Consider the following 15,108-nt stretch of genomic DNA (forward strand, 5'->3'; position numbering starts at 1 on the left):
TTTAAGGCGTTTTTTATTACCTGTTATTTTGCTGTAACGGTAGTATGACTAGATGCAACACTTTCATTATGCAATCGATCAACCGCAGTTACTACATACGTATATGTTTCTCCAGGGATAGCCGTTTTATCTACATAAATTTCTCCAGGCTTTGTCTTTCTTACAGTAGTAAGTAAATTTTTCGGATTTTCTATATTCACTTCACTTTTTCCATTCACGCGGTAAATAGCGTAATAAGCAGAATCATTCTCTCTATTATCAATGATACCTACAGCAATACCTTCATCTCTTGGAATTGCACCTTTTAAAGTCGGTTGTTTTGGTGGATCATGATCAAGCCAAGGCATAGAGGGGATTAATGCAGGATATTTATATATGTCTTTTGAGAGTCTATCTTTAATTCCTAGTGGATTGTTATTAATATCTTTCAAGCTAAAATGCATACTACCTTTTATTTCAGGATATAACCGATTTAATTCAATTTGTCTTGGATATTCTTCTGGATTAGACCAAGCTGGGACAGAATTATTATTAATTTTATAGGCCGCCTGACCGATGTATAGGTGGATCGGTTTATTATTTGTTTCTTTTACCCACCAATCTACTAATATGTCATACGCAGCAGGAGTGAAACCTATATTCCAATATATTTGCGGTGTGATGTAGTCAATGTAACCTTTTTGTATCCACTCACGTGTATCAGCATAAAGATCATCAAAGTTTCTTTGGCCGGCAGTTGTGTTAGAGCCAGTCGGATCATCAGCTATATTTCGCCATACGCCAAATGGGCTTATGCCAAATTTCACATATGACTTTTCTTGTTTAATAGCAGTATTTAAATCTCTTACAAGTTCATTTACATTGTCACGTCGCCAATCTTCTATATTTGTAAATCTACCGTTATTATATAATTCGTACGTTTTTTGATCGGGGAATTGTTCACCCACCACTTTATATGGATAAAAATAATCATCCATATGTAATGCATCAACATCGTAATTTTGTACGATTTCTAAAGCACCTTCAGTTATAAACTTTTTTACTTCTGGAATACCGGGGTTGTAATATAATTTTCCGCCATAAGGTACAACCCAATCCGGGTGCTGTCTTGCAGGGTGATTATTTGATAATCGATTTATATCAGTGTGATTCATTGTTATTCGGTATGGATTAATCCATGCGTGAAATTCTATATTTCTTTTATGTGCTTCTTCAATCATAAATGCTAGTGGGTCGTATCCGGGATCTTTTCCTTGTGTACCGGTAATATATTCAGACCAAGGGCCGTAATTGGAAGGATAAAAGGCATCAGCAGTTGGTTTTATTTGTACAATGACTGCATTCATACCAGTGTTTTTTACATCGTCTAATAATTTAATAAATTCTTGTTTTTGATTTTCAATTGGTAAGCCAGTTTTTGAGGGCCAATCAATATTAAGAACAGATGCGATCCATACAGCACGTAATTCGTGTTTTTTGTACGTAGTAGTTACTTCAGCATAAGTAAGGTGAGGGGAAATGAAAGAGAAAGGGATGAACAAGATGACGATGCAACATATCATAAATAAACGTTTAACGATCATGTATACGCCTCCTTATCATATGATTATCTAAGATAATATACGAGGCAAGGTTGGCCTTGCAATAGAGAAAATTGTATATTGAAACATTAATTTAATAGGAAAAATATTTTTAATGAAATTTACTTTCAGTATAACTAAATTCATTTACTACTTCATATGCTTGTTAGTAAAGTGAAACTTCCTTTCATTTGAAGGGGAATAAATTATAAGTATAGGAGGATTCATAAATGAAGGTTTTGTTCGTTTGTTCTGGAGGAATGTCCAGCGCAATTGTTGTAAACGCTTTAAAAAGGGAGGCGGAGAAAAAGGGTATGAACATGGAAGTGCATGCGATTGGAACAAATGAGGTAGAGGAAGAAGTAAAGAATGGCTGGGACGTTGTAATGGTTGCACCTCAAGTTAGACATCGATTTGATTCTGTTAAAAAATTCGCAGAAGAGGAATCTATCCCGTGCGGTATTATACCGCCGCAAGCATATACACCTCTTGGTGGACCGACTTTATTAAAGACTGTAAATGATTTAATTCGTTAGGGGGAACCGTTATGAATAAGTTTGTCACGTTTCTCGATAAAAACTTATCTGGACCGATGGCAAGACTTTCTGAACAGAGACATTTACAAGCAATCCGTGATGGAGTGATTTCAGCATTACCATTTATCATCGTAGGAAGTTTCTTTTTAATCATAGCATTTCCACCTTTACCGAAAGATAGTTTCATATCCGTTTGGGCATTAAAGAATCAAACAAGTATATTAATACCATATCGGTTAACGATGTTTATTATGTCTTTATATATAGCATTTGGAATAGGATATAATTTGGCGAAAAGTTATAAACTAGATGCTTTATCAGGAGCACAGCTTGCAGTATGTTCACTGCTATTAACATTAACTCCTGAGTTAATTGATAAAAAAGGATTTATGCTTCCGATGACAAATCTCGGAGGTCATGGATTATTCGTGACGATGATTGTTTCTATTTTATCCGTAGAGATTTTAAGGTTTTGTAAGAAGAAAAATGTAATGATTAAAATGCCAGAACAAGTACCGCCATCTGTGTCGCGTTCGTTTGAAGCACTTATACCTGCTGCATTCGTTATTATTATAATGAGTCTAGTAACTGTCGTTTTTAGCATTGATTTACACCATGTTGTTGATAAACTAGCAGCACCATTAGTAAAAGCTGGCGATAGTTACTTCGGTGTAATGATTCCAGTGTTTTTAATTACGTTTTTTTGGTCATTCGGAATCCATGGTGTGTCGGTTGTTGGAACTGTTGCTCGGCCATTATGGGAAGTATATCTAGGGAAAAATGGAGAAGCAGTTGCTAGTGGAGCAGATCAGTTGCCATTTATTTCACCAGAGCCGTTATATCAATGGTTTATATGGATTGGCGGTTCTGGTGCGACATTAGGGCTTGTATTAGCTATGATTGTATTTGGTCGATCAAAATATTCGAAAGCATTATCAAGAACCTGTATTGTTCCGGGTATTTTTAATATAAATGAGCCAGTCATATTCGGATTACCGATTGTACTAAATCCAATTTTAATTATCCCATTTATCATTACACCACTTGTAACGGCAACTGTTGCATATTCTGCAACTGCAATGGGATTTGTAACACCAACGCATATTATGCCGCCATGGACATTACCTGCTCCAATTGGTGCTTATTTAGCAACAGGTGGGGATTGGCGTGCGATTGTATTAGTTTTTATAAATATAGCAATATCGTTCCTTATATATTTACCATTCTTTAAAATGTACGACAAAAATATGCTTGAAATTGAGAAGAGTGGTGAAGGCGAATCTGTTAATCCATAATCTTTATGCTTTAATTTATGAGTGATAGGTATTTTGCCTATCACTTCTTTCACATGAAGTCCAGAGAGGATGAAATGGAATGAATATAAAATTTAGTTATAAAGGTGTATTTTTATTATTATTTGGAGTGATATGTGCGAATTTACTTTTTGTGCCTTTATTAAGAATGCTACATCTATCACAAATGCATAGTATATGGCTTGTTACAAGCATTGCGGCAAGCATTTTGCTTACAGTAGTTGTTTCTTTCATTGATGGATCGTTTGCATCGAAAGCTCAGTTGTTTTTTAGATTTATATTCTTTTCGATCGGTTGTACGTTTGTAACTTACATGATTGTTTTTTAATAAATAGGAGGTCACGCATGTTATGTATATTGCAGGTGTAATGTCCGGTACGTCATTAGATGGAATAGATGTAGCGCTCGTTCGTATAGAAGGGAGTGGTGTAGATTCTAAGGTTAAACTCATCCATTTTACTACAGTTCCATTTCGTAATGATATAAAAAGTGAAATACAACAAGCATTATCAATAGAAAATTCAAATGTCCAACTCATATGTAGTTTGAATTTTAAGTTAGGTTTATGTTTCGCCAACGCTGTAAAAGAAGTTTGTAAAGAGGCCAATTTTTCTTTGGAACAATTAGATTTGATAGGTTCTCACGGACAAACGATTTATCATCAGCCAAAGCCAGAAGGGAATATGATAGCTTCCACATTACAAATTGGGGAGCCTGCAGTAATAGCATATAACACGAACACGACGGTTATCTCAAATTTTCGAACGATGGACATGGCAGCAGGAGGACAAGGTGCACCACTTGTGCCATATTCAGAGGTTATTTTGTATCGTGATCCAAGTAAAAATAGACTACTACAAAATATCGGCGGGATTGGTAATGTTACCGTAATACCAAGTCAAAAAAGTGATCAGAACGTTATAGCTTTTGATACTGGTCCAGGGAATATGATAATTGATGAAGTATGTCAAAGGTTATTTCAGTTGCCATATGATCAAAATGGTGAAATTGCAAAACAGGGTAGAGTTGTAGATGAAATTTTGACATATTGTATCAGTCATCCATTTTTGAAAATGAATCCACCGAAATCAGCAGGTAGAGAACAGTTTGGAGAAAAATTTGCAAGTGAATTATTGAAGCGGTTTGAAAAGCATAGTAAAGAAAATATATTGACGACTGTCACGATGTTTACTGCAAATTCAATTGTTCATCATTATAAGAAGTTTATCTTGCCGTATTATGAAATCGATGAGGTGATATTAGGCGGTGGTGGCAGTTATAATAGCACACTTGTTGAAATGTTGCGAAATGGATTGAAGGATGAAAACTGCGCAATATTCATTCAAGAAGATATAGGCTATTCTTCAGAGGCGAAAGAAGCTATTGCCTTTGCAATTTTAGCAAATGAAACATATCATCGTAATCCGAGTAACGTGCCGAGCGCAACAGGTGCAAAGAAATCTGTAGTTTTAGGGAATGTAACGTACCCTTCAATATGAAGAAAATGAGGAGAACGTATATGAAGTATATGATTGGAATAGATGGCGGGGGAACGAAGACAGAAGCAATTGCATTTGATAAAGACGGAAATGAACTTGTAAGAGCTAATAGTGGATTTGGAAACATATTAATAGATTTTGAAGAAGCTCTTGTGCATATTATGGAAGCGATTGATCATTGCCAGATAAGTGTAGTGAAAGAGCATTGTGTGTGTATTTGTTTAGGATTAGCAGGTATAAGTGGAGCAAATATAAATGAATTAACATTACGTCTAAAAAAGAAGTATGGAATACAAATTGAAGTTTTTAATGACGCAATGATAGCACATGCAGCCGCTTTAGAAGGAAAGGATGGAATTTTAACGATTGGTGGCACAGGTGCGATTTGTCTAGGGAGAAAAGGAGAAGTACATGAGTATAGCGGTGGATGGGGACATATTTTAGGAGATGAAGGAAGCGGATATTGGATTGCATTACAAGGTTTAAAGAGAATGGCAAATCAATTTGATCAAGGCGTTACACTTTGTCCATTAAGCTTAAGGATTCAAGATGAGTTTCAATTATTAACATCGTCTCATATAAAAAGACTAGTTTATAGTTCTTCAAAAGATAAAGTTGCAGCAATCGCACCATTAGTTATTCGGGAAGCTAGAAATGGGAATGATGCTGCACATGAAATTATGATGCAAGCTGGAAAGGAATTAGCAAGGATTACAATAGATGTTTATAACAAGATGCAGTTTGATTTATCAGCTTCCATTGCAGTAAGTGGTAGCATATTGCGTTTCGTTCCTGAAATATATGATGAATTTAAGAAATGCTGTGAGAAAAGCATAGGAAAAGTTACATTTACATCACAATCACAATCTGCAGTGAAAGGAACATATTATTTAATGAAAAATACATATTTTAAAAAATAGCTGTATGAGAATTTTTGTATGATTTGTAAATATATGATGTTAAAATGTATAAAGGGATGTGGATAGAAACGTACAATATACATAGTTCTTGAATATTGTATAAGTACTCCTACGTAGAAAGTGAATGATTACATGATTAATAGTATGCAATTTTTGTATTTGGTCGCTTCTTATTTATTTGGAAACATATTGACCGCTTATATAGTAACGAAATGGAGACATAACGTTGATATTCGTGATGAAGGAAGTGGTAATCCTGGCGCAAGAAACATGGGGCGCGTATATGGAAAAGGGTATTTCGTTGCTACATTTTTAGGTGATGCGATCAAAGGGGCAATCGTAGTTTCTATTGCAAAATACCTTTTTGAAGATTCTACATTCGTAATGCTAACATTATTGGCTGTAATAATTGGACATATTTATCCAGTTTTATTTAAAGGTAAGGGCGGTAAAGGTATTTCAACATTTATCGGAGGACTAATCGCATTTGATTATTTGATAGCGCTTACCCTCGTTGCAGTTTTCATTATATTTTATTTAATCTTTAAAGGATTTACGAAGCCAGGACTAATTACAATTGCTTGTTTACCACTTTGCATGATTTTGTATTCTTACTCAATTGTTACGACTATTTTAAGTGCACTCATCATTGTACTTATTTTATATGTAAATCGCGAATGAAATAAACATTTAATAAGTGGGGTTAATCTCCACTTATCATTTTTTATTAAATAGATAAAGGAGATAGGGCATGGGGTTAATTTATAAAGTTGCTGATCAAGTTTGGGAATTTGAAAGTATTCATAAATTGAATTATAAAACATTTGTAGAAGAAATTCCGCAACATGAAGAAACGAAAGATCGTGTTCGTATAGATCGTTTTCATGAAGAAAATACATATTTAATTTGTTTGGATGACGATAAGTTAGTAGGTATGGTTGCGTTGCGAGGAAAACGACCATTCTCGTTAGATTATAAAATTTCAAATCTAGATTTTTATTTGCAAGAACATGGAGAAAACGTATATGAAATTCGTTTACTTTCAGTAGAAAGTGCATATCGAAATGGAAGAGCGTTATTAGGTTTAATTCGCTTTTTACATCGTTATTTGCTTCTAAATGGATATGAATTGGCACTCATTTCTGCAACAACACGTGAACTACCTTTATATGAGCAAATGGGATTCAAATCTTTCCATTCGTTAGTTGGTACAGAAGCAGCAGCATTCCAGCCAATGTATGTTACCCCTGCTATGTTTGAAGCGTCGAGTGTTGGGGGAATTATGACGAAAGAGTATACGTTTTTACCCGGCCCAGTAGATATTGAAGAGAATGTTCGAAAGGCATTTTCTACTAAGCCTATTTCACACCGTTCTAAGTCATTTCAAGTGACGATGGATAATGTAAAGAAACGATTACTTCAAATGACAAAAGCAAAACGTGTGCAAATCATGTTAGGAACAGGGACATTAGCGAATGATGCCATTGCTTTACAGTTACGTTCTTTAAAAGGAAAGGGGCTCGTATTAACAAATGGGGAATTTGGTAATAGATTAGTCGGGCATGCAACACGCGCGCAATTACATTTTGATACGTATAAAAAAGAAATGGGGGAACCATTTCTTTATGCAGAATTAGAAAAAGTAATGGAAAGTGGAAATTATGAATGGCTTTGGTTTGTTCACCATGAAACATCAATTGGAATGTTAAATGATTTAGACGAGCTAAATGCTCTAAGTAACAAGTATCAACTGAAACTATGTGTAGATTGTATCAGTTCGATTGGAGCAATACCAATAGATTTAAAGGATATATATTTTGCAAGCGGTGTTAGTGGAAAAGCGATTAAATCATATACAGGATTATCTTTTGTTTTTCATAACCATATTGTAAAAATAAATGAAGCAGTACCGGCCTATATGGACATTGGCATGTACGAAGAAAATGAAAGTATTCCATATTCTCATTCATGGAATTTAATTAATGCTTTGCAAGAAGCATTGAAGAGATTTGAAGATGAAACAGCATTTGTAAAAATAAAAGAGACATATGATTATATGGAAGAAGCTATTACGACTATAGGATTAAACCTTGTTTCACCTAAAGAACATGCCGCGCCAATTATACTTACGATTCAATTAAGCGAAGGCCAGTCCTCTAAAACGATAGGTGATGAGTTAGCATTACAAGGATATATTGTCCATTATGAATCAGCGTATTTACAAAAGAATAACTGGATCCAAATTGCATGCCTAAATCATTACAAAGAACGTGATATGAAAAGGATGTTGAATTGTTTACAAATGTTTGTATTACAGAGTGAGGTACATATATAAAGACTTTTTCTTAATATAGATGGTTTCGTATAAAGGAGTTGCTACATACGAAAACTTAGGAATAGAACATTGGAAGAGGTGTTAGTATGATAACTAAAAAACTACCATTACATATAGACGATATTAAAAAAGCTCAAAGCATTCTGGATAGAAATGCTCGTAAAACTCCATTAGTAAAATCATTTTATTTGACTAGTAAAACGGGTGGAGAAATTCACTTGAAATTAGAAAATATGCAATTAACAGGTTCGTTTAAATTCCGTGGTGCGTTTAATAAAATGTCACAGCTGACAGATCAAGAAAAAGAGAGAGGAGTAATTGCTTGTTCTGCTGGTAATCATGCGCAAGGAATTGCTTTATCTGCTCATTTACTCGGTATTAAAAGTAAAATTGTAATGCCGATTTCTGCCCCTCAAGCGAAAGTTGATGCAACGAGAGGATATGGATCTGAAGTGGTTTTACATGGTGAAACCTTTGATGATGCGAAGGCAAAATGTGAGGAGATTATTAGAGAAACAGGTGAAACATACTTACATCCATATGACGATGTAGAAGTAATGGCTGGTCAAGGTACAATAGGATTAGATATTCTTGATGATATGTGGGATGTTGATACGGTCATTGTACCAATTGGTGGAGGAGGAATTATTTCTGGAATTGCTGTTGCATTAAAATCTTTTAATCCGTCGATTCATATAATTGGTGTCCAAGCAGAAAATGTTCATGGGATGAAGGCATCTTATGACAAAGGTACAATTATAGAACATTATGAGGCACCTACGATAGCAGATGGTTGCGCAGTAAAAATACCAGGCAATTTAACTTTTGAAGTTGTAAAAGAATTAGTAGATGATATTGTAACAGTATCAGAAAAAGAGCTGGAAGTAGCGATGAAAGACTTATTACAGCGTGGGAAAGCTGTTGTAGAAGGTGCAGGTGCTTTAGCTACTGCTGCTCTACTTTCAGGGAAAGTGGATACATATATTAAAGGGAAAAAAGTAGTAGCGGTTATATCTGGTGGGAACGTAGACTTACAGCGTATTTCGAGTGTTTGTGAGCAATTTTTTGTAGCGAATGAAGTGAAATAGTTTTATGAAAAAGGAGCTAAGTGAAATTATATTAGCTCCTTTTTCATTATGTTTGTGCGGGAGTAAATAATGACTCCATTTTTACTTTGCTCTTTTCTCGAATTTCAGCGTCTGCATGGCGCATCACGTATTTATGAGCTACAGCGATCGCCAAAACATCATCTAATAAGCCAATCCCAATAATAGCAGCTATATCTGGAATGAAATCGATTGTTAATACGTAATAAGATAAAGCGGCTAATATGATGAACTTCGCTTTAGTAGGTAATCCTTTTTTTCTCATTATGTAATATAAAATAATACTTTCATATACGCTAGATTTACCGAGATTTGCTGAGCTTTTCTTGAATTTTTTCCAAAGTGTCTGTTTCTCCATATAAACACTCCTTTTACAAAAACATAGATTTTTTAAAAGGATAGACAAAGAAGTGAGGAAATAATCAATTTTATTGTTTTTCTTATTGTATATTTCCATGAAAATAGGGAATTACCTGTTCAAAATAATAGAATGTTGGGTATGTAACGATTCTCAGTGTTTTGTTACGTGGTATGTGTTCGTGATACGGCGGTAATAAATCAGCATACTCTTGTGATATTTGGCAATACACAGAAACAGGAGATGTACCTGGTATCGGGAAATATGACCTTAATTTACTTATAGGGAAATAAGTCACTGTCTTGCTTAACTAGAGCAGCACAAGAGCAAATAGAAGTAGCTAAACAATATATAATCCAATTAGGAGTTTTTTAAGTGAGTACATTGAAGATATTAGGGGAGCATAACATCGTTAAAAATGGCAGCTGATTTCATTTTACAACTTGATGGATTAACATATTTTACTTCTGATCCAACTTCAGATGCTCAATTTAAATAAGTTGGAGGAGCATCTTGATTGTAGAGATTGGTAGTATGAGTATTAACTCAATATCAATACGTCGACTGTTATTCTTTTAACTATGACAACAATTCCTCGACTCCGACGCAATCTATTAAAAGCACTTTTAATGAAGGGGCTATTTTAATGGTCTCTTCAATATCTAAATTTCCAAAACCCACTGTATATAATCCGAATCCTTCTTTTCCATCTATATATAGTAATGCCATTCCACCTTCATCATCACCAATTGCTAGTGAATTTGGTATATATTTTTGAATATCATGTGCTTCATTCATCTCTATGCAATCAATAGGGCCCCAAATACGTATGTAAATTTCATTTTTTACATTAATCTCTGCATTTGTACATTGTTGAATTACTTCTAAATAATCTAATGGCACATCTATTGATGAGAACTTTTGTAATTTTTGAATAGCCTCTTTACTCGCTGGTGATTCATAAGCTTCTAATGTGAAGGCCTTATTTAATTTTTCTAGAATATTCATTAATAATCAATCCTTTCTTAACTTTACTTTAAGTTTATCAAGCATTTTATATTGTTGTTCTAAAGTTTCTGAAATGTTTTCTTTAGAAAATCCTGCGTGTTCAAAAGCAGATAGAAGATTTTTTAATTCATCTTGTAAAGCAGAACTCCATTTTCGATTACCTAAGCTTAAACGCCCACCGCGTAATTCTGTGCATTAGAAATTATGGTGTGAGATAATCCTTTTCATGACCCGATAGTCACTGTTGGTGCGAGTTTCTCGACGGATGTAAGACCAGCTACTGCCATTCTAGCCGCTATATCTCTGGCTGATTTTTTATCATCAAATCCTGTTTCCTCTGAACACACATTGCATCTTCTATCATTGTAACATCTTGATCATCTCTGTATTACGGAATTTTTCGGCACTTAGTTTCGAATCTGCTCTTACTTGTATAATTGAATTGATAGATGTAAAAGCATTTGGTCTTGCATCATTAAACCTTTGAATGCACAGTTGATAAGAGGCTCAAATCCATTGAAAACACAAATGCTCTATTTCATTATAGATTCTGTATTTCTTCTAGCATTTCAGGTGTTACTTTGTTTTGAATTATTTTTTCCTCTCTTTTCTCCCATCTTCTTGAAAGTAGTCACTTCGGTGATGGCTTTTTATTTTCTCAGATGAAGCCGATGAGTTTGAGTTTTAGAATTTTATCGTGGTATTATTTATGTAACAAGGGGATGTTGTAAGAAAAAATACAAGTTGAGGGGAAGATGAGAATGGGAATTTATAACTATGAAGCGAAAGAGGATTTGCAAGTAGGAGAAGTTTGTTTAGAACGAGATATTTATGAAATTATAAACTTTTACAAGAAAGGGTCAATAGTTTTATGTGATTCAGTATCTCGTTTCAGTGCGAATTCAGACAGAATGTTTAAAGTGATAAATAGGATAGAAACATATATGCATAAAAATAAAGACTATACATATCAGGTTTCGGATAGGCCCAAGTTGATTTATGTAGTTGAACAGGTAAGATAAGGAAAGCATTCATAACGGATGCTTTTTTCTTTGTTATATAGAATGTACACATTAAACGTGAATTTGAAAGAAATGTATGTAGATGATTTAATTTATTAAACATTTATTAAGCGGTATGGGGGAAGCAAAATGAAGATAATAGAACTACCAATTGAATTCGAATTTAACGGGAAAAAACAATGTATTTTTCCAAGTTTAATTATATTACATAATGAATTAACATTAGTCGATACAGGATATACAAATTTTTTACCTTTAATTGAAAATGCAATATTAAAACATGGGTATGAGCTGAAAAACTTAAAAAATATAATTATTACTCATTATGATGACGATCATATAGGATCTTTATATGATTTCCAAGTTAAATATCTTCACGTTCATATTATTGCTAGTGAAATTGAATCTAACTACAATTAATGGTGATATAAAATCAGAGAGATTAGTTCAAGCAGAAGAAATGTTAGAACGTATGCCAAATGAAGAAAAAGAATTTGGTAAATGGTTTATACAACAGTTAAAAAATATAAGACATATTTTCGTCGATGAAAAAGTACATGATGGCCAAATGATTTTGAATGGTGAATGTCAAATAGTAGCGACCCCAGGACATACTTCGGGACATATTTCATTATATTTTCCGAATTTAGATTTTGTAATTACGGGAGATGCGGCTGTTCAAGAGAATCGTGAGTTAGTAATAGCTAATCCGGATTTTTGCTTAGATATAGAAAAAGCGGAAGAGTCTTTAAAGAGAATTAAAGACCTTAAAGCTGTAAAGTATTATTGCTATCATGGAGGGGAATTCAATATATAAAATAATAAAAAACCGATCTTTTCTATATAAGAAAGATTGTTTTTTTTAATTCATAGATTCTGCAATTTGAATTAAAGCCTTTACGTTATATTTTCCTTGTATATAGCGTTTGTTACCAATTGCAATTGTGTATTGAAAACCATTTTTCTGAAATAGGAGCTCATATGCTGAATCGAAATGAGGATTGTATAATGCTTTTATATTATTTTTTAAGCTATAGAACTTAGCGCCCCTATGTACATAGAAATCTAATTTGTTTTGAACTGGTGAAACAGTGATTTTAAAAATCCCATTAATATCTTCATTGTAGTATTGGAGGTTTAAGTAATCGTTATAGATGTATCCTTGAAATTCGTGAATTTCGAACGGGAATTTTGTAGGAGTAAGTATATGTTCCTTACACTTCATTTCATATTCTTTTACGATAGTAGCTTCTTTCATAAGTGGATTGCCATCATAAATTTGATTTATGAGAGATATTTTATTGTTTTTTGTTACTATTTCCAAAATGAAACCGATAGTAAATTCATCATTAGTGCCTTTGAAATAAGAAATAAGAATTGTAGTATCTTCTTTTGGAGATGGTACGGTTTTAATTTCATGAATAGGTTTTTCCTTTTGGAAAGTAGGTAGTTTAACTCCTTCTGTTACATATGACTGCATTAATTATTTATCATTTTTGAGCAAAGCATGTTTGAATTCACTGATTACATCTGTTTGAGATTTTGCCGTTATAATTGTGGTGGATTGAAAATATAGTAAGTAAAATATGCAAAAAATCCTTATGAATGTAGTTGTCAATTTTATCACCCTATAACTATATTTCCGTAACATTGAAATATATATGTATAGGGGGGAGAAGATGAGTTTATTGTTTGATGTAATTGCAGATATCATTTTATTTTATCCTCGAAATGACATGAAATTAAAACATCATATTGCCAAATTAAGCGAATTTGAGTGGTTTCGAAAGTTACACGAAGATACAAAGTATACAAAATTAATTTGGAGTAATAGAAAAGTTAAGAAGTTCATTTTGTCTTCTACTAACATGGAAGCATTAATAAATTCTGAGAAAAAACAAAAAGAACTTGTCCAACTAGTACATGATGAATATAAAAAAAGAAGATAAGAATTTTTTTATTTTTCATATTTGGGGAAACAAATGGTACAATGAAAGCTAATGTGAAAAATAAGGAAAAGAAGTGGTCAATGTGAAAAACTTTTTAGAATTAGGAATTAGTGAAACGTTTAATCATACATTACGTGAAAATGGAATTACAGAAGCAACCCCAATTCAAGAACAGGCAATTCCTGTTATACTGTCAGGTAAAGATATTATTGGGCAGGCGAAAACAGGAACGGGTAAAACGTTAGCATTCGTGTTACCAATTTTAGAAAAAATCGATCCAGAATGTAGCGATGTTCAGGCTTTAATTGTTGCACCAACAAGGGAACTAGCGCTGCAAATTACAACTGAAATTAAAAAAATGCTTGTGCAACGAGAAGATATTAATGTTCTAGCAATTTATGGTGGTCAAGATGTAGCACAACAATTGAGAAAATTAAAAGGTAATACACATATTGTTGTTGCAACACCAGGACGATTATTAGATCATATACGACGTGAAACTATTGATTTAAGTAATCTTTCAACGATTGTATTAGATGAAGCGGATCAGATGCTTTATTTCGGTTTCTTATATGATATTGAAGATATTTTAGATGAGACACCTGGTAGTAAACAAACGATGTTATTCTCAGCAACGATGCCAAAAGATATTAAAAAATTGGCGAAACGTTATATGGATGAGCCGCAAATGATTCAAGTACAAAGTGAAGAAGTAACGGTAAATACAATTGAGCAGCGTGTCATTGAGACGACAGATCGTGCAAAGCCAGATGCACTTCGTTTTGTTATGGATCGTGATCAGCCATTTTTAGCAGTTATTTTCTGTCGTACAAAGGTTAGAGCAAGTAAATTGTATGATAATTTAAAAGGACTAGGTTATAATTGTGCTGAACTTCATGGTGATATACCTCAAGCGAAACGTGAAAGAGTTATGAAGAGTTTCCGCGAAGCTAAAATTCAGTACTTAATCGCAACGGATGTAGCAGCTCGTGGACTTGATGTAGATGGTGTAACGCACGTATTTAACTATGATATCCCTGAAGATGTAGAGAGTTACATTCACCGCATTGGCCGAACAGGACGTGCAGGTGGATCAGGTCTTGCAATTACGTTTGTTGCAGCGAAAGATGAAAAACATTTAGAAGAAATTGAAAAAACGCTTGGCGCACCAATACAAAGAGAAATAATCGAACAACCGAAGATAAAACGTGTAGATGAAAATGGAAAACCGCTACCAAAGCCGGCTCCGAAGAAATCAGGCGAATATCGTCAAAGAGATAGCCGTGAAGGTTCAAGAAGTGGTTCTAAAGGTCGCACAAGAAACGATTCAAGAAATAGTTCAAGAAATGAAAACAACCGATCATTTAATAAGCCAAGTAATAAAAAAGGTAGTACAAAGCAAGGGCAGCAAAGACGTGGCCGTTAAATAGTTATAATTGTAAAGAGTCGCAAAATATTGTGGCTCTTTTTTTGTTTGTATAC

Annotated in this window: 14 protein-coding genes and 4 pseudogenes; 13 read left to right on the forward strand and 5 right to left on the reverse strand. The window is 33.8% G+C overall.

What is annotated here, in order from left to right:
• Positions 1-23: 23 nt before the first annotated feature.
• Positions 24-1,583, reverse strand: coding sequence for a glycoside hydrolase family 10-like protein (locus BGI23_RS11785; protein ID WP_070806013.1), 1,560 nt, complete (start codon positions 1,581-1,583; stop codon positions 24-26).
• A 227-nt stretch (positions 1,584-1,810) separates the two neighbouring features.
• Here BGI23_RS11785 and BGI23_RS11790 point away from each other — a divergent pair, with 227 nt between their 5' ends.
• From BGI23_RS11790 to tdcB, 8 genes are all read left to right on the forward strand, one after another.
• Complete coding sequence (locus BGI23_RS11790) at positions 1,811-2,116, forward strand: PTS sugar transporter subunit IIB (RefSeq protein WP_070806014.1); 306 nt, start codon at positions 1,811-1,813, stop codon at positions 2,114-2,116.
• A gap of 11 nt (positions 2,117-2,127) precedes the next feature.
• Positions 2,128-3,411 (forward strand): PTS sugar transporter subunit IIC, encoded by a 1,284-nt coding sequence (locus BGI23_RS11795; RefSeq protein ID WP_070806015.1) that lies wholly within the window; start codon positions 2,128-2,130, stop codon positions 3,409-3,411.
• Positions 3,412-3,490: 79 nt separating this feature from the next.
• Positions 3,491-3,757 carry a hypothetical protein gene (locus BGI23_RS11800; RefSeq protein ID WP_001021970.1) on the forward strand — a complete coding sequence of 89 codons (267 nt, stop codon included), beginning with the start codon at positions 3,491-3,493 and terminating at the stop codon, positions 3,755-3,757.
• 22 nt (positions 3,758-3,779) lie between these two features.
• Positions 3,780-4,928, forward strand: a complete 1,149-nt coding sequence (gene anmK / locus BGI23_RS11805; protein ID WP_070806016.1) for an anhydro-N-acetylmuramic acid kinase AnmK — start codon at positions 3,780-3,782, stop codon at positions 4,926-4,928.
• Positions 4,929-4,948: 20 nt separating this feature from the next.
• On the forward strand, positions 4,949-5,848 hold the full coding sequence (locus tag BGI23_RS11810) for a BadF/BadG/BcrA/BcrD ATPase family protein (protein WP_070806017.1): 900 nt from the start codon (positions 4,949-4,951) through the stop codon (positions 5,846-5,848).
• Positions 5,849-5,980: 132 nt separating this feature from the next.
• The gene (gene plsY, locus BGI23_RS11815) at positions 5,981-6,529 is read left to right on the forward strand and encodes a glycerol-3-phosphate 1-O-acyltransferase PlsY (RefSeq protein ID WP_000610858.1); all 549 of its coding nucleotides are present in this window, start codon (positions 5,981-5,983) and stop codon (positions 6,527-6,529) included.
• 70 nt (positions 6,530-6,599) lie between these two features.
• Positions 6,600-8,183 carry an aminotransferase class V-fold PLP-dependent enzyme gene (locus BGI23_RS11820; protein ID WP_070806018.1) on the forward strand — a complete coding sequence of 528 codons (1,584 nt, stop codon included), beginning with the start codon at positions 6,600-6,602 and terminating at the stop codon, positions 8,181-8,183.
• An 86-nt stretch (positions 8,184-8,269) separates the two neighbouring features.
• Positions 8,270-9,271 carry a bifunctional threonine ammonia-lyase/L-serine ammonia-lyase TdcB gene (tdcB, locus tag BGI23_RS11825; RefSeq protein ID WP_070806019.1) on the forward strand — a complete coding sequence of 334 codons (1,002 nt, stop codon included), beginning with the start codon at positions 8,270-8,272 and terminating at the stop codon, positions 9,269-9,271.
• A gap of 46 nt (positions 9,272-9,317) precedes the next feature.
• Here tdcB and BGI23_RS11830 read toward each other — a convergent pair whose 3' ends face one another.
• Positions 9,318-9,647 carry a YkvA family protein gene (locus BGI23_RS11830; RefSeq protein WP_000415071.1) on the reverse strand — a complete coding sequence of 110 codons (330 nt, stop codon included), beginning with the start codon at positions 9,645-9,647 and terminating at the stop codon, positions 9,318-9,320.
• Between the two features lie 185 nt (positions 9,648-9,832).
• On the opposite strand from BGI23_RS11830, the pseudogene BGI23_RS28950 reads away from it, so the two are divergent.
• Positions 9,833-10,180, forward strand: a pseudogene (locus tag BGI23_RS28950) (N-acetylmuramoyl-L-alanine amidase C-terminal domain-containing protein); the annotation flags it as partial.
• A 46-nt stretch (positions 10,181-10,226) separates the two neighbouring features.
• Here BGI23_RS28950 and BGI23_RS11835 read toward each other — a convergent pair.
• Both BGI23_RS11835 and BGI23_RS28675 read right to left on the reverse strand, forming a co-directional pair.
• Positions 10,227-10,655, reverse strand: a complete 429-nt coding sequence (locus BGI23_RS11835) for an SMI1/KNR4 family protein (RefSeq protein WP_070806020.1) — start codon at positions 10,653-10,655, stop codon at positions 10,227-10,229.
• 284 nt (positions 10,656-10,939) lie between these two features.
• A pseudogene (locus BGI23_RS28675) lies at positions 10,940-11,250 on the reverse strand (WXG100 family type VII secretion target); the annotation flags it as partial.
• Positions 11,251-11,416: 166 nt separating this feature from the next.
• On the opposite strand from BGI23_RS28675, the gene BGI23_RS11850 reads away from it, so the two are divergent.
• On the forward strand, positions 11,417-11,677 hold the full coding sequence (locus BGI23_RS11850) for a hypothetical protein (protein WP_000513518.1): 261 nt from the start codon (positions 11,417-11,419) through the stop codon (positions 11,675-11,677).
• A 129-nt stretch (positions 11,678-11,806) separates the two neighbouring features.
• Positions 11,807-12,494, forward strand: a pseudogene (locus tag BGI23_RS11855) (MBL fold metallo-hydrolase).
• Positions 12,495-12,539: 45 nt separating this feature from the next.
• Here the strand turns inward: BGI23_RS11855 and BGI23_RS11860 are convergent.
• Positions 12,540-13,328, reverse strand: a pseudogene (locus BGI23_RS11860) (hypothetical protein).
• A 28-nt stretch (positions 13,329-13,356) separates the two neighbouring features.
• On the opposite strand from BGI23_RS11860, the gene BGI23_RS11865 reads away from it, so the two are divergent.
• The gene (locus tag BGI23_RS11865) at positions 13,357-13,626 is read left to right on the forward strand and encodes a hypothetical protein (RefSeq protein ID WP_070806021.1); all 270 of its coding nucleotides are present in this window, start codon (positions 13,357-13,359) and stop codon (positions 13,624-13,626) included.
• 73 nt (positions 13,627-13,699) lie between these two features.
• Positions 13,700-15,052, forward strand: coding sequence for a DEAD/DEAH box helicase (locus BGI23_RS11870; protein WP_070806022.1), 1,353 nt, complete (start codon positions 13,700-13,702; stop codon positions 15,050-15,052).
• Positions 15,053-15,108 lie beyond the last annotated feature (56 nt).

This window comes from Bacillus sp. ABP14 (assembly GCF_001831375.1).
Classification (GTDB): Bacteria; Bacillota; Bacilli; order Bacillales; family Bacillaceae_G; genus Bacillus_A; species Bacillus_A paranthracis.